Raw genomic sequence first — 14,930 nt, forward strand, 5'->3', positions numbered from 1 at the left:
GGAACTACCAATGAATTTAAGAGAAAAATACCTTATACCAAATGACAGCATTATTACAATTGCCGGTACAGTTGGTGTCGGGAAATCGACGATGACAAAGGCCTTGGCGAATGCATTACAGTTTAAAACATCCTTTGAAAAAGTGGACACAAATCCATATTTGGAAAATTTCTATGCAGACTTTGAGCGTTGGAGTTTTCATTTACAAGTCTACTTCCTGGCTGAGCGCTTCAAAGAACAAAAGAAAATTTTTGAATACGGTGGTGGCTTTATCCAAGATCGTTCTATCTATGAGGATACTGGTATATTTGCTAAGATGCATTACGAAAATGGAACGATGTCAAAAACAGATTATGACACCTATACCAATCTATTTGAAGCCATGGTGATGACCCCTTATTTCCCACACCCTGATCTACTTATATATTTAGAAGGTTCATTTGATGAAGTGGTGGACCGTATTCAAGAACGTGGTAGGGAAATGGAGAAAAGCACACCTAATTCATATTGGGAAGAAATGTACAACCGTTATACCAATTGGATTGATAACTTTAATGCCTGTCCAATTTTGCGCATTAATATCTCAGATTATGATCTAATGAAAAAAGAAGATTCCATTGAGCCAATCCTTGAAAAAATTGGCCATTTTATCCAGCAATCCAGACGCTGGAAATCCAGAGAACTTATGAATTGAATGATCCCCACTTAACAGACGTTTGAAGTGGGGGATTCCTAAGAACACCTTCGTAACCGAAAGTTATGTTATTAGGCTATCCCTGCGTCCCCGCAGTTAGAAGTCGTAACGCTTCGTTTTTAAGATTCAAGCTTGCGTTTTTGTCCCGGTCATGATGTGCGTTGCAATGGGGGCAAACCCATTGGCGCAACCCGAGATTTTTAACGGCTTTATTTTGATAGCCACAATTTGGTGTGGAACAAAGCTGGCTGGACGGGAAATTCCTGGCAACGCTTATCACGTGCTTTCCATACCAAGTCGCTTTATATTCCAGCATCTGTCGAAACTGTGACCAGCTCGCTTCGCTGATAGCTTTTGCTAATTTTTGGTTTTTCAGCATGTTGGACACCTGCAAGTCTTCGATTCCGATAATGTCGTGGTTTTTGACAATAGCAGTAGAAATTTTATGCAGGTAATCCTGCCGTGCATTGCTGATACGCTCATGGAGGCGTGCTACTTTACGCTTTTGCTTTTGATAGTTCTTGGCGTCCTGTAAGGCTCGTTTTTGCTTTATCGCCCACTCTTTTCGCCGTGATAGAGTACGCTGCTCTTTTGCCAATCGATACTCTAATGTACGAAAATGTTTCGGATTTTTATATACTGTTCCATCCGAAAGAACGGCAAAATCCTTGAGTCCGACGTCAATTCCAACAGCAGAACCTGTTTTGGCTAATGGTTTTACATCTGTTTCAGCTAAAACCGAAACAAAATATTTTCCACTCGGATTGCGCCTTATCGTAGCGTTCAGGATACGTCCCTCAATTTCCCGGCTCTTGGCGAATCTGACAAGACCCAATTTTGGCAATTTGAGTTTGTTCCCAACCACCGCTATATTATGATTGGTGCACTTTGTCGTATAAGACTGAACAGGATTTTTCTTTGACTTAAACCGTGGCGCTTTATTCTGTTTTTGGAAAAAGCGGTTATAAGAATCAGCCAAGTGTTTAAGCGATGACTGCACGGCTATGCTATCCACTTCTTGAAGCCATACCAATTGCTTTTTGAGTTGTGTAAGCTGGGCGGAACAAGCCTTATATGTCAATCCTTTTCCCCTCTTCGTGTAAGCTTCATTCCATTGATTTAGGAAATGATTGAACACAAAACGGGAGCAACCAATCGTCTTCGCAATGAAGACTTCTTGTAATGCATTTGGGTAGATCCGGAACTTATAGGCTTTGTGAATAGACATATTTTTCACAACTTTCTTATATAAATATTAAATCTATTATAGCAGAAAAACAAGCACAAACGTTCGTTTTTTATGTTTAATACAGGAAAACCAGACAATTCATCTCCACCCTAGCTGAGCTTGAGGATGGAGTCTTCTTGTCTAATAACGATAAAATCAAAAGCGCAGAGTGCCTGGTTAAAACGTAGCAGCTCCTCTAATATTAATTAAAAAACACCCTACTGTATAAAGTGCCAATCTGGCTTCTTCACAGTAGGGTGTTTTATATGACGAGGCATGCTCAACAGTTAAATAAAAATCCAGATGGCAACCAAAACAATAGCGAGTATAGCCCAAAAGAAAAATTGCTTGTTAAATCCTTTACTCTTTTTCTCCATTCAGCCTTCCCCCTAATCGTTTATTGCTCATTAGCCATTCTTTTTACCAAGCTCTATCGAACGATCTCTTGCACTCTCGACACAGTTCCTTACAATCTGGTCAAAATCATTCTCTTTTAATGATTCGATACCTGCCTGTGTTGTTCCTGCTGGACTAGTGATTTTCTCTCGTAATACTTCTGCAGAATCACCTGACTGCTTCAACATTTCACCTGCTCCACGTACGGTTTGAGTAATTAAAGCCTTTGCTATTTCCTGATCAAGCCCAGAGTCGATAGCGGCCTTTTCCATTGCTTCTACCAAATAGTAAATGTAGGCAGGACCGCTTCCAGAAATGCCTGTCACAATATGCATATCCTCTTCTTCTACAATAACGGTCGTACCAATTGTGTCAAACAGCTCCTGTGCCGTTACAATATGTGCTTCTCTCGCAAATGCACCCGCCGAAATGGCTGTTGCAGAGTATCCAATTGAAGCAGAGGTATTTGGCATGGCGCGAATGACTGGAATGTCTTGACCAGTAAGGGAGGCGATATAGTCTGTGGAGATTCCGGCAATCACAGAAACAAGCAACTGATCTTGCTTGATATGTTCCTTAATAGAGTTTACTGCTGCCTCTAGATCGTAAGGCTTTGTTGCTAGAACAATAACATCAGCATCCCTCACAACGTCCGCTTTATCTTGCATGCTTGTAATGAGATACTTTTCCTCAAGACGTTCTACCCGTTCTTTATTACTCTTATTTGTTACGATAATATCATCGTTTTCCAATACATTTGCCTGTACAATGCCAGAAATAATGGATTCTGCCATAGAACCTGCTCCGATAAAGGCAATCTTCTTCATTCTCTATTCCTCCTTTATATTTTAAGCAAAATTAACTAAAAAAACTCACGCCATCCTGAATCATCTCAGGACGGAATGAGTTTCCGCGGTACCACCTAAATTGGCATATTTATGCCCAGCTTTTATTGTCAACACAGTTCCACTGCGGTTAGCTTTTTACTAACTACTCTCAGGCAGGTTCATATACGCTGTCCCCAATGGAATTTTTCAGCCGGTGAATTCCAATCTCTTTCAGGCGCTTATATACTACTAGTCTGATCAACGTTTTGTTATTAATTTTTATTACTATATGTCTTCAAAGCATAAATGTCAAGATATAAACAAAAGCGCAAGCACCCGATTAGAGACGTACGGACTGGACTGAGACACAGGAGATGGAGACAGCGGCAGAGGCGAAGGAAGTCTCGCTAGTCTCTGGGAGCTTGAGCTGGCCGTGGCCAACTTTATAGAGAAACGCTAGAAATCTCAATGTTTAACCTTCTTATTTTAATGTAAAGAAAAAAACCGCTACTAGGTAACGGTTTTTTTTATCTCCAAATTTTATGCGCTAATTAAATTAATGGAGGAGGTAGAGGGATTCGAACCCCCGCGCGGTTTGACCCGCCTGTCGGTTTTCAAGACCGATCCCTTCAGCCAGACTTGGGTATACCTCCGTGGCAACAGAATATAATATATCATGCTCAAAAAAAGATGTCAATTATTTTTCTACAAAAAATTTAAAGATGGCGAATGAAGAGAATGGAGACTAAATTAGTTTAACCAAAAAATAGATTCTCCAACAATGCTAAGAACACGATTGAGCCAAGAGCAATTGGAATAGAAATGAATAGTTTAGTTCGCAACCCAATACCTTCAAACCTTTTATACACCTTGTTTACTATACGATAACCAATTATAAGGAATAGTATAGCGACAATTGTGGCTATAAAGTCAACATAGGTAAACGGTTTACTAATAAATCTATCAAGGGGGACGTTAATGGCAAAAAGTAAAGAAAACAAGACAAATTGATACATAGCAAACCTAACAATAATTCTCATCGGTAGTTACCTCTATTCATGCTTTTATCGACAACTACCCGCCATTGCTTCCCTTCTCTCGAATACTTGTGACTATGAAATTATACTTCAATTACCAGCCCTTGTCTTTAATTTAGAAACATGAAGACAGCTAAAGGGGAATAAACCCTCTAGCTGTCTAAGATTATTTTCCTGTCCGCTCTGTAAACTCTTGTTTGATCTCCTCAAACAACGTACTATTTGTCAGAAGCTGTAGCGCAGTGAATGCTGACGCCTTCGCTCCTTTAATAAGTGCTTCATCGCCCTGTTCGGAGCGTGCAGCTTCTCTAAATGCTACTGTATGACCAATTAGATCGCTCGAGCCAATTTTGATGTGCGGATGGATGGTTGGTACTACCTGACTGACATTTCCTGCGTCTGTTGAGCCTAAAGCCTTTCTTTCCTCCGTATTTACTACCTCTCCCAATTCCTCAGCTATTTCTTTAAATACTTGGTCAAATCGTTTGTTGACGACAAAGTTATCTACTTCATTTTGGAAAGCAATCACTTTCACATCAGCGCCTGTAGCTAATGCTGCTCCTTGTGCAATACCCTTCACTTTCTTCGTTACTTCGTTTAAAAGCTCTCGAGAACTAGCTCGAATATAAAATCTTGCTTTGGCGTAATCTGGTACTACATTCGGTGCATCTCCACCATCTGTAATAATTCCATGAATGCGAACATCTGACGGAAGGTGCTGTCGTAATGCATTAATGCCATTAAATAGTTGAATGACGCCATCTAAAGCATTAATTCCTTTATCTGGATGGGCGGAAGCATGTGCTGGTTTTCCATGAAAAGCGAAATCAAGTGGATCTACAGCGAGACTCGGACCAGTTAAATTGGTCTCAGCACCTGGGTGTATCATAATCGCTGCATCAATATCTTCGAGCAATCCCGCCTTTACAAAGCTTCCTTTCGCACTTCCTTTTGGGCCTCCTTCCTCTGCAGGGGTACCTAATACGACAAGCTCTCCTCCTACTTCATCCAATACTTTACTAAGTGCAATAGCAGCTGCAGCACTCGTGGTACCAATTAAGTTATGCCCACAGGCATGACCGATTTCTGGTAAGGCATCATATTCTGCCAAAAAGCCAATTCTTAAGCCCTCTTTTTCACTTTTCTTTTTCGCAACGAATGCTGTTTCATGTCCTGCTACCCCTTTTTCTATTAAAAACCCTTCCTCAACAAGCAATTCAATTAAGCGACCAGATGCATAGTACTCTTGGTTTCCGATTTCCGGGTTATCATGAATATCATGACTTGCTTGAATGTATTTCTGTTTATTTTCTTCTATATTATCAACAATAATCTTCTTCACTTCTTCTAAACTTTTGGCAACAACACTCATTTTATCCACCTCGTTTTTTATTTTTATCCTGTACTTCTATTCTCTCTTTTAATGACCAATTTCACTTAGTGGTACAAATGTCGGGATGGAGTTTCCATCGCGTTCTTCAATAATAAAGTCTGCTACGTCATCAGACTGATAAATTTCTGCTAGTTTATTTAAGGTTTCATCGTCTTTGTCTTTGTCTTGTACGGCGATAATATTAATATACGGGGTAGCTGTTTCATCCTCGTGGAATATGGAATCGTCCATTGGACTAAATCCAGCGTCCACTGCAATGCCGTTATTTATGATGGATGCATCTACATCTGGCAACACCCTTGGAGTCTGACCCGCTACAAGCTGTTCAAATTTCAGGTTCTTCGGATTTTCTACGATTTTATCCAGCGACCCATTTCCGTCAAATCCTTCTTCCAATTTAATTAATCCAGCTTCCTCTAGAAGAAGTAATCCACGGCCCATATTCGTTGCTTCTTTAGCTAAGGCAATCGTTCCACCTTCAGGAATATCTTCTACGGAATCATGCTTTTCAGAATAAAGACCCATTGGTGCGATAACCGTTGTAGCAATTGGAGTCAGATCAAGGTCATGCTCCTCGATAAAGGCATCAAAATAGGAAACGGTCTGGAAAGCATTTGCATCGATTTCACCCTCAGCTAGTGCTAGGTTCGGTTGCACATAGTCAGAAAAGCGAACAATCTCAACCTCTATTCCTTCTTCCTTGGCCTTTTCTGCTACATAATCCCAAATAGTTGTGTCAGAGCCACTAATTCCTACTTTGACCTTCGTTGCAGCCTCCCCATTAGAACAGGCGCTGATAACCAAACTTAAACTAACTAGTAACAATAATAGACTTAACTTTTTCATGCTGTATCTTCTCCTTTTGTTTTGATTTTATCTTCTTCTTATTTTCTTGGATAAAATATTTCCGGTGGATTGTAATCCTTGAACCATGACGACGAGTATTCCTACTGTTATTAGCATCACCATTGTGTCGAATCGCTGATAACCAAAGGTAATGGCCAGGTCTCCTAATCCGCCACCACCAACTGCTCCTGCCATGGCTGAGGCTCCAACCAATCCAATTGTTGCAATAGTCGCCCCTAACACGAGGGAGCTAAGAGCTTCTGGTATAAGAAAGCGAATGATTATTTGCCAAGGTGTCGCTCCCATTGACTGGGCAGCTTCCATCACACCTGGATCTACTTCTAAAAGAGAATTCTCTATTAATCTTGCAATGTATGGTCCTGCAAATAACACCATTGGTACAATAGCTGCGGCAGTACCTATTGAGGTTCCAACAACTAATCTAGTGAATGGAATGACTGCGACCATTAGGATGATAAACGGAATAGAACGAAATATGTTTACTATTGCATTTAAGACCGTAAAAATATACTTGTTTTCCCATAGGTGCCCTTTACGTGTCACAACAAGGACAATTCCTAATACCAACCCTATAATCATAGAGAAAAATAGGGCGACTGCGACCATTACAATGGTTTGCCATAATGCCTCTGTTATTGTTTGCCAATCAACCAACATCTGCTAACACTTCCTTTACACTTACTTTTTGTTGATGAATATGCATAATGACACGATTAATCTCTTTTTCTTCCCCTTCAAATTGCACGATAAGATTTCCAAATGGTACGCCCTGTAATTCTGTGATACTACCAAACAGAACATTTACCTCTACCTCGTATTGCTTTGCGATTTGCGACAACAACGGTGTTCCAGTAGACTCGCCAACAAATACAATCCGATAAATTTGATTATGTGCATCTTGTTTTCTTACTAACTCATATACGGAATCTGGGATTTGATCATGCATCACCGTACTGACAAAGTTATGAGCTGTGGTCGTTTGTGGCTGAGAAAAGACATCAAATACAGAACCAGATTCGACTACTTTTCCATCTTCCAGCACAGCAACTTTATCGCAAATTTCTCTAATTACGCCCATTTCGTGCGTGATAATTAAAATGGTGATATTGTATTCCTGATTAATTTTCTTTAAAAGTTTTAAAATAGCATTTGTTGTGTCTGGGTCAAGGGCTGATGTTGCCTCATCACATAAAAGAATGGATGGCTGGGTTGCAAGAGAACGGGCAATCCCAACTCGCTGTTTCTGCCCCCCAGAAAGTTGGTCTGGATAGCTGTCAGCCTTGTCACGCAAGCCGACAAAATCAAGAAGTTCATAAACACGCTTCGTTACTTCCTTTTTTGGAGTTTTGCTTAAAAGTAAGGGCATTGCGACATTGGTAAACACGGTTTTCGAATTAAGTAAATTAAAATGTTGAAAGATCATCCCAATGTTTCGCTTTGCCTCCCGTAGTTCTTTTGGTGAAAGTGCTTGTAAGTTTTGCCCATTCACGGTCACTGTTCCGGATGTTGGCTGTTCGAGTAAATTAACACATCGAATGAGCGAGCTTTTTCCAGCACCACTAAACCCAATCACCCCATATATCTCTCCCTCTTCTATGTGGAGATCCACATTATCCAGTGCTTTTACGCCTTCTGCCTTTTCGCCGTATACTTTTGAAACCTGATCAAATGTAATCATCTACTTCCTCCTGCTCGTTGTAGTTTCAAATTAAAAAGCCTCTTCTTATAAGATAAGAAGAGGCAATGAGCTAGTATCCTCCTCTTATCTTTACAGACCTTCGTCTGTTGGAATTGGCACGTTGCTTTAAAAGCACGTTGCCGAGGTATCAATGGGCCAGTCCCTCCACCTCTCTGGATAAGAAGTAATGCATATTTAATTTTGTCGTGAAGAAGAGTTGTTTCGCGTAAAACTAAAAAATCCCTTCTTATAAAAATAAGAAGGGATCAGCTATGTACGATCATCCTCTTCTTATTTTTCAGGCTCGCATTCGCCTGTTGGATTTAGCACAGTACTATTAAAAGTCCGCTGCCGAGATATCAATGGGCCAAGTCCCTCCATCTCTCTGAATAAGAAGTAATGCATATTTAATTTGTTGTTGCTACTTACAATACTACCAGCCTTTCAATCTGTCAACAGTTTTTTCTAATAAATTATTCAATTCATTTTTTTACTTTTTAGCATAAATAAAGGATTACTAAAAAATAAAGAACCCTATCCTTTGAATTACCACAAACAGATAGGTTTCTTTCTATGCAAGATTTATTCCTTTGGTTCTAGATCTTCTAGAGAGTCAATATCCATATAAGCTGGTACTGCTAACCCAGTTTTGGCTCCCTCTAAGTTTGGTCCCAAGTCATCAAAATCATCTTCATATTGTTTATATAATTCGGCATGTGTTACTGGCATCCATACTGCTAATGATGCATCAGCACTCCCAGTTGCTATAGCCTCAAACATAATAGCTGGGTCAACTTGGGTAAGTGTCACATCAAATCCTTTTTGTTCTAATGCGTTTTTTGCAACATTTGCTGTAAAAATTGCATCATCCCAAGGTAAAAGAGCGATTTCAATAGAAGTGCCATCCACAGAGTCTACACCTTCCGTCCATTCTGCAACTGTTTCTTGATTATCCTTAGCCCACTCCTTTACTACTTCAGCATACTCCTTTTCTTGAGCCTCTAATAATGCTTCTTCTACATCTGAAAGCTCCAATTGTATGCGATCAATAATTGTGTAAGCTTCAGGCATTTCGTCCTTTAGGCCTTTTCTAGCAATCGTTGTAATCTTTTCTTCATCACCATGAATACCTTTGGGATCCTTTAAATATTTTAAATCCCACTTGGCAAATTTATAATGAGGAGACCATGCACTAAAAATAATTGGTTCTTTATTATCAATCGCTTTACTTAATTGGGATAACATTGCTCCTGCTGAAGACAATTCCTGTTCCCAACCGGCAAGATTATCGTACGAATCTAAAACTTCTTCATTCTTCTTAGTTTGTCCAGCACCAGGCTCTGTACCGGTAATTGTATAATCTAATTCTTCACTAACACTTCCTTCTGCTTGTGCATCCTCATTACTTGATCCACAACCTGCTATCATAAGAGATAAGATTAAAACAATAAATATTCCTACTATTTTTCGTTTGAAATTCATCATGTTGTAAAAAATAACCTCCATTTTATCTACTATAATTTCAATATATTTGATGGTACGATCCCCGGCATGTTAGATCGCAAGCATGCAAGTTTAATGTTATACCTATTGGAGGATTGATTCAAAGTCCATAATCAGTTATTTCTGTATAAAAAGTTTGTAAAATTTTAATTTAACAGAGTTTTCTTTGAGACATGCTTTTATTACGTCGTTTTACTCCGACTTACGCCTTTTTTGTACAATTTTGCTATAAAGGGAATATCAATCATAGAGTTACGAGGGAAAAATCTATCTACTATCTTCGCGATGAGTGAACAACTAGAAAAGGCTGTTTTTCGATAACCGAAAAACAGCCTTACTCTTTATCTTATCCAATTATTTAATGGCTTCTTTGCCACCCATATAGGCACGTAGTACAGAAGGGACGATGACAGAGCCATCCTCTTGTTGGTAATTCTCCAGAATAGCTGCAACGGTACGACCAAGTGCCAATCCGCTGCCATTCAAAGTATGAACAAACTCTGGCTTCGCATTTGCTTCTCTGCGGAAACGGATTCCTGCACGTCTTGCCTGAAAGTCTTCAAAGTTAGAGCAAGAAGAAATTTCCCGGTACGTATTTTGGCTTGGGATCCATACTTCAATATCGTATTTCTTCGCTGCTGTAAATCCAAGATCACCAGTACACATGCTCATGACACGATATGGTAACTGTAATAGTTGTAATACCTTTTCAGCATTTCCTGTCAGGTTCTCCAATGTCTCATAAGAATCCTCTGGTTTAGCAAAGTGAACGAGCTCCACTTTGTTAAATTGATGCTGACGAATAAGACCACGTGTATCCCTACCAGCAGAACCAGCTTCAGAACGGAAACAGCCACTGAAAGCTACGTATTTTTTAGGAAGATCATCTACATTTAAGATTTCATCACGATGATAATTCGTAACAGGTACTTCTGCTGTAGGAGCCATGAAATAATCCCACTCTTCTAGCTTAAAGGTATCTTCTTCAAATTTAGGTAGCTGACCTGTTCCTGTCATGCTGGTGCGGTTGACGATATATGGCGGAAGCATTTCCTCATAGCCATGTTCATCTGCATGTAAATCCATCATAAAGTTTAATAAAGCACGCTCTAGTCTTGCTCCAAGCCCTTTATAAAAGACGAATCGGCTTCCTGTTACTTTTGCTGCACGTTCGAAGTCAAGGATATCAAGGTTTGTCGCAATATCCCAATGAGGTTGTGCTTCAAAGCTAAAGTCTTTGCGTTCCCCCCAGTTGCGCACTTCTTTATTATCCTCTTCATCTTCTCCCACAGGTACACTTTCATGAGGAATATTTGGGATAGAAAGCATAATCATGTTAAGTGTTTCTTCAATTTCTTTTAATTCTTTATCCAGTTCAGTGATGCGTTCTCCAACCTCACGCATTTCTTTAATTGCTTGATCAGCATCTTTCTTTTCTTTTTTAAGAACAGAGATCTGCTTAGACGCTTCATTACGTTTCGCTTTCAACGTTTCTGTTTCAGCAATGAGCTCTCTTCGTCTTTCATCTAATTCCCCAAATCTGTCTAACTCGGAGAGATCTTCACCGCGGTGTGCTAATTTTTCCTTCACTTCCGTAAAGTTGTTACGTAAAAACTTCATATCCAACATGTTCGTTTCCTCCTTTTTATGACAGGGTTCATAACATTAGAAAAACTCGCATTCGCTCGTCTTTTTAGCGAATGTGTACGATCTTCTTATACTTGGTACTACAAAATTTTAACTACTTCGTCATTGTCTCCTAGCTCTAGCTAAAATTGTATATATACCTAACGTACAAAAAACTCCCGTCCCTAAATAAATAGGGACGAGAGTATAATTCCCGCGTTGCCACCCTTGTTGAAGAGTATAACCTCTTCCGGCTCACAGTTTTTAACGGTAACTACCGGGTTTATTTACTTCCGGAAAATCCGGTTTCAATGAACCAGTTCAAGGATGGATTCACAGTACGCTCACATCGATTTACACCAACCATCGACTCTCTTTAGAAAGGTATACTGTTACTAATTCCTGTCATAACTTTTATATTCTATTACTAATTATAGCATATCATATACAATTTATACATCGATTGCAACCCTGGTCTTAATTACACTCTTTCTCTATCGCCGTTTGTAAAGAATAGTGACACAACATCTAGCGAAGGAAAATACGTAGACTTCTTGGGGAGAAAAGGCATCGGTAAGACCCCGTAGTGCGTAGCACACGGAGGCTTACCAGCCGCCCCAGAAAAGCGTAGTATTTTCCGTAGCGTCGAATAAGCACTCACTGATTCTTTTCAGGAACAATTAAGCAGTTGCTTTCATGGATGCTTCGACCATTGTTACAAAGTGGGCAATGACACGGTTATCATCCGTTAATTCTGGATGGAATGCTGTGCATAAATAATGCCCCTGTTTTGCTGCAACAATTCTGTCTTGATAAGTAGCCAATACTTCTACTTCTGGGCCAGCTTCCAATACATATGGTGCGCGAATGAATACAGCATTAAACGCATCACCAATATGGCTTACTTCAAGATCTGCTTCAAAGCTTGCAACCTGGCGGCCAAACGCATTTCGTGCTACTTTCATGTTCATTAACCCAAGATGGGCATTCTCCTGGCCATCAATTTCACTTGCCATCAAAATTAACCCTGCACATGTGCCAAAAACAGGTTTACCTTGGCGGCCAAATTCCTTAAGAGCAGAGAAGAAACCATAGCTATCAATTAAACGACGCATGGTCGTACTCTCCCCACCAGGAAGAATGATGCCGTTAATTTCCTCAAGCTGTTCCACACGCTTTACTTCAACAGCTTTTGCTCCACATGCTTCTATTGAACGAATATGTTCACGTACTGCCCCTTGAAGAGCAAGAACACCAATCGTTATCATAAAATCATTCCTTCTTTCTATTCGCTGCGATCCTGCATACGGTCATGAGCAGCAATTGAACTCATTTCAAGACCTTTCATAGCTGTACCAAGTCCTTTAGATAGCTCACTAATTAATGCATAATCTTGGTAATGTGTTGTTGCTTCCACAATAGCCTTCGCAAATTTTTCCGGATTGTCTGATTTGAAAATACCTGATCCAACAAATACACCGTCTGCTCCTAGCTCCATCATAAGCGCAGCATCAGAAGGTGTTGCAATTCCACCTGCAGCAAAGTTAACGACAGGTAGGCGGCCTTCTTCACGGATTTGTAACAATAACTCAAATGGTGCACCGATTTGTTTCGCAAATGTCATCACTTCATCTTTGGACATAGCAGAAAGCTTACGGATTTCTGATTGCACTTCACGCATATGGCGAACTGCCTCCACGATATTCCCAGTTCCTGGTTCACCTTTCGTACGTAACATGGAAGCACCTTCCCCAATACGACGAGCTGCTTCACCAAGATTACGACAGCCACATACAAATGGTACCGTGTAATCTGACTTATTTAAGTGATAAATATCATCAGCTGGTGTTAGTACTTCACTTTCATCAATGTAGTCTACTCCCATTGCTTCAAGTACACGAGCTTCTACAATATGGCCAATACGCGCTTTTGCCATTACTGGAATGGAAACTGCATTAAGAACTTCTTCAGTAATAGTTGGGTCTGCCATACGTGCTACTCCACCTGCTGCACGAATATCTGATGGTACGCGTTCAAGTGCCATTACGGCAACTGCCCCTGCAGCTTCCGCTATTTTTGCCTGTTCAGCGTTTACTACATCCATAATGACGCCGCCTTTTTGCATTTCCGCCATCCCACGTTTTACACGTTCTGTACCTGTATTTGACATGAATAATTCCCCCTATTTTTAAATTGAATAATTGGTGCTTCGCTAAACGTTACGATCTTCTTGGTATTACCTCGTTCTTATTAACTAAATAAACCTTTAACCCAATCTACAACAGTTGTATAAAGATCTGCAAAGAAGTCACCAATTGCGCCAAGTGTCAGCATAAACCAATTGGATTTCTCTACTGTCTCGTCTGCAACCAAGTCAATTGGACCATCAGAACTAGTCATAATATATCCAAAATCATTTTCGCCTTCATAAACGAGTTCGGCAGTACCTACTACATCCCCTTTTTTAACAGGTGCAGCCAACTCTCCTTCAGCATTTAGCTTGTCTTCGTCTATTGTATATTTAATGCTATAAGCATCCTCTTCATCTTTCTTAATCGGGAAGGAAACTGCTTGTCCAGTAGATACGGACACTGCATCTTCTTTTCCCTTAGCTACTGGAATAGTAGCTTGGTCTTCAAGTTGATAACCTGCGGGGAATAACTCTGTTGTTTCAAAGTTATCAAACCCATAATCAAATAGTTTCGCTGTTTCTGCAAAACGTTCTTCTTCACTGTCGGTTTTCATTACAACCGAGATGAAACGTTGATCACCGCGTTTTGCTGTTCCAGTAAAGGTATATCCAGCGCTATCGGTATGACCTGTTTTTAATCCATCTACCCCTTCATAATAAAACTGCTTTAAAAACGTTGTATCATGATCAAGCATATGGTTCCAGTTCCGGATTTGTTGCCCATCAAATTCTGTAGCTGGAATACTGGATATATCCAATGCTTCCGGGTAATCCTTTATGAGATGATAAGCTAGTAAGGCAGAGGACTCAGCAGATAACATGTTAGTAGCATCTGGTTCCGTACCTTCTGGATAATTTTCACCGAGTGAGGCATTATCCAATCCTGTAGAGTTTACAAATTTATAATCAGGGAGTCCCATTTCTTCTCCCTTTTCGTTCATCATTTTTACAAATTCACCTTCTGAACCTGCAATCAGTTCAGCAAGTGCAATGGTTGTAGCGTTATCGGAATTAATTGCCATCGCTTCGTATAAAGATTCGACAGTATAATCCTGATTTTGCCTTAATCCAACTCCTGAAAAAGAGTTATTGGCAGATATGCTATATGGATAGTTGCTAATCTGTGTTGTTGTATCCCAGCTGATTTGACCTTCCTCGATGGCTTCCCATACAAGGTATTCCGTCATCATTTTTGTCATACTTGCTGGAGGCAGGGCTTCATCTGCATTTTTCGCAAAGATAATCTTCCCTGTTGCTGCATCAACTAAAATAGCCGAGTCAGCTTCAATATCTAATGTGTCTTGGGCTTGCGCCGCAAATGGCTGGACAAATACTGATGTTATCACTACCAGAAAAGCCAGTAGCATTGATAAACGCTTTTTCATTATGTGTTTCAACTTCCTTTACCTCCAACTTGTAGTTTAACCTTCTTGTGATGTACGTGCGCACTTTGTTATTTTACCATAGAAAACGCTGAAAAAATAGACGGG

At 40.0% G+C, this 14,930-nt stretch carries 13 protein-coding genes, 1 tRNA gene, 2 riboswitches and 1 other annotated feature; of the genes, 1 reads left to right on the forward strand and 13 read right to left on the reverse strand.

What is annotated here, in order from left to right; genetic code table 11:
* Positions 1–10: 10 nt before the first annotated feature.
* Positions 11–694 carry a deoxynucleoside kinase gene (locus tag AC6CHS_RS05365; RefSeq protein ID WP_498234666.1) on the forward strand — a complete coding sequence of 228 codons (684 nt, stop codon included), beginning with the start codon at positions 11–13 and terminating at the stop codon, positions 692–694.
* Between the two features lie 76 nt (positions 695–770).
* Here AC6CHS_RS05365 and tnpB read toward each other — a convergent pair whose 3' ends face one another.
* The 13 genes from tnpB to AC6CHS_RS05430 form a co-directional block, all read right to left on the reverse strand.
* Positions 771–1,922, reverse strand: coding sequence for an IS200/IS605 family element RNA-guided endonuclease TnpB (gene tnpB / locus AC6CHS_RS05370; protein WP_498234667.1), 1,152 nt, complete (start codon positions 1,920–1,922; stop codon positions 771–773).
* 407 nt (positions 1,923–2,329) lie between these two features.
* Positions 2,330–3,145, reverse strand: a complete 816-nt coding sequence (gene proC / locus AC6CHS_RS05375; protein ID WP_498234669.1) for a pyrroline-5-carboxylate reductase — start codon at positions 3,143–3,145, stop codon at positions 2,330–2,332.
* Positions 3,146–3,705: 560 nt separating this feature from the next.
* Positions 3,706–3,798: transfer RNA gene (locus AC6CHS_RS05380), tRNA-Ser, on the reverse strand.
* A 102-nt stretch (positions 3,799–3,900) separates the two neighbouring features.
* Positions 3,901–4,185 (reverse strand): hypothetical protein, encoded by a 285-nt coding sequence (locus tag AC6CHS_RS05385; RefSeq protein ID WP_498234670.1) that lies wholly within the window; start codon positions 4,183–4,185, stop codon positions 3,901–3,903.
* Positions 4,186–4,348: 163 nt separating this feature from the next.
* Entirely contained in the window at positions 4,349–5,554 is a 1,206-nt protein-coding gene (locus AC6CHS_RS05390; protein WP_498235676.1) for a M20 family metallopeptidase, read from the reverse strand.
* A 48-nt stretch (positions 5,555–5,602) separates the two neighbouring features.
* Entirely contained in the window at positions 5,603–6,421 is an 819-nt protein-coding gene (locus AC6CHS_RS05395) for a MetQ/NlpA family ABC transporter substrate-binding protein (RefSeq protein ID WP_498234672.1), read from the reverse strand.
* A gap of 27 nt (positions 6,422–6,448) precedes the next feature.
* Positions 6,449–7,099, reverse strand: a complete 651-nt coding sequence (locus AC6CHS_RS05400) for a methionine ABC transporter permease (RefSeq protein ID WP_161464010.1) — start codon at positions 7,097–7,099, stop codon at positions 6,449–6,451.
* On the reverse strand, positions 7,089–8,120 hold the full coding sequence (locus tag AC6CHS_RS05405) for a methionine ABC transporter ATP-binding protein (protein WP_161464011.1): 1,032 nt from the start codon (positions 8,118–8,120) through the stop codon (positions 7,089–7,091). The genes AC6CHS_RS05400 and AC6CHS_RS05405 overlap by 11 nt, the downstream gene beginning before the upstream one ends.
* Positions 8,121–8,201: 81 nt before the next feature.
* Positions 8,202–8,304: riboswitch (SAM riboswitch) on the reverse strand.
* Between the two features lie 104 nt (positions 8,305–8,408).
* A riboswitch (SAM riboswitch) is annotated at positions 8,409–8,516 on the reverse strand.
* 186 nt (positions 8,517–8,702) lie between these two features.
* Entirely contained in the window at positions 8,703–9,602 is a 900-nt protein-coding gene (locus AC6CHS_RS05410; protein WP_498234675.1) for a glycine betaine ABC transporter substrate-binding protein, read from the reverse strand.
* A gap of 375 nt (positions 9,603–9,977) precedes the next feature.
* Positions 9,978–11,252 carry a serine--tRNA ligase gene (serS, locus tag AC6CHS_RS05415; RefSeq protein WP_498234677.1) on the reverse strand — a complete coding sequence of 425 codons (1,275 nt, stop codon included), beginning with the start codon at positions 11,250–11,252 and terminating at the stop codon, positions 9,978–9,980.
* A 189-nt stretch (positions 11,253–11,441) separates the two neighbouring features.
* Positions 11,442–11,667 (reverse strand) — a binding site (T-box leader).
* 262 nt (positions 11,668–11,929) lie between these two features.
* The gene (gene pdxT, locus AC6CHS_RS05420; protein ID WP_498234679.1) at positions 11,930–12,517 is read right to left on the reverse strand and encodes a pyridoxal 5'-phosphate synthase glutaminase subunit PdxT; all 588 of its coding nucleotides are present in this window, start codon (positions 12,515–12,517) and stop codon (positions 11,930–11,932) included.
* 17 nt (positions 12,518–12,534) lie between these two features.
* Complete coding sequence (pdxS, locus tag AC6CHS_RS05425) at positions 12,535–13,419, reverse strand: pyridoxal 5'-phosphate synthase lyase subunit PdxS (protein ID WP_498234681.1); 885 nt, start codon at positions 13,417–13,419, stop codon at positions 12,535–12,537.
* Between the two features lie 80 nt (positions 13,420–13,499).
* A complete protein-coding gene (locus tag AC6CHS_RS05430; RefSeq protein WP_498234683.1) occupies positions 13,500–14,837 on the reverse strand; it encodes a serine hydrolase in 1,338 nt (445 codons plus the stop codon).
* Between the last annotated feature and the right edge of the window lie 93 nt (positions 14,838–14,930).

This window comes from Oceanobacillus sp. GQ8, assembly GCF_059758495.1.

Bases quoted from the DNA above. Each gene is read 5' to 3' on its own strand.
- AC6CHS_RS05365 (WP_498234666.1), top strand. From the start codon at position 11: ATGAATTTAAGAGAAAAATACCTTATACCAAATGACAGCATTATTACA.
- tnpB (WP_498234667.1), bottom strand. From the start codon at position 1,922: ATGTCTATTCACAAAGCCTATAAGTTCCGGATCTACCCAAATGCATTA.
- proC (WP_498234669.1), bottom strand. From the start codon at position 3,145: ATGAAGAAGATTGCCTTTATCGGAGCAGGTTCTATGGCAGAATCCATT.
- AC6CHS_RS05385 (WP_498234670.1), bottom strand. From the start codon at position 4,185: ATGAGAATTATTGTTAGGTTTGCTATGTATCAATTTGTCTTGTTTTCT.
- AC6CHS_RS05390 (WP_498235676.1), bottom strand. From the start codon at position 5,554: ATGAGTGTTGTTGCCAAAAGTTTAGAAGAAGTGAAGAAGATTATTGTT.
- AC6CHS_RS05395 (WP_498234672.1), bottom strand. From the start codon at position 6,421: ATGAAAAAGTTAAGTCTATTATTGTTACTAGTTAGTTTAAGTTTGGTT.
- AC6CHS_RS05400 (WP_161464010.1), bottom strand. From the start codon at position 7,099: ATGTTGGTTGATTGGCAAACAATAACAGAGGCATTATGGCAAACCATT.
- AC6CHS_RS05405 (WP_161464011.1), bottom strand. From the start codon at position 8,120: ATGATTACATTTGATCAGGTTTCAAAAGTATACGGCGAAAAGGCAGAA.
- AC6CHS_RS05410 (WP_498234675.1), bottom strand. From the start codon at position 9,602: ATGAATTTCAAACGAAAAATAGTAGGAATATTTATTGTTTTAATCTTA.
- serS (WP_498234677.1), bottom strand. From the start codon at position 11,252: ATGTTGGATATGAAGTTTTTACGTAACAACTTTACGGAAGTGAAGGAA.
- pdxT (WP_498234679.1), bottom strand. From the start codon at position 12,517: ATGATAACGATTGGTGTTCTTGCTCTTCAAGGGGCAGTACGTGAACAT.
- pdxS (WP_498234681.1), bottom strand. From the start codon at position 13,419: ATGTCAAATACAGGTACAGAACGTGTAAAACGTGGGATGGCGGAAATG.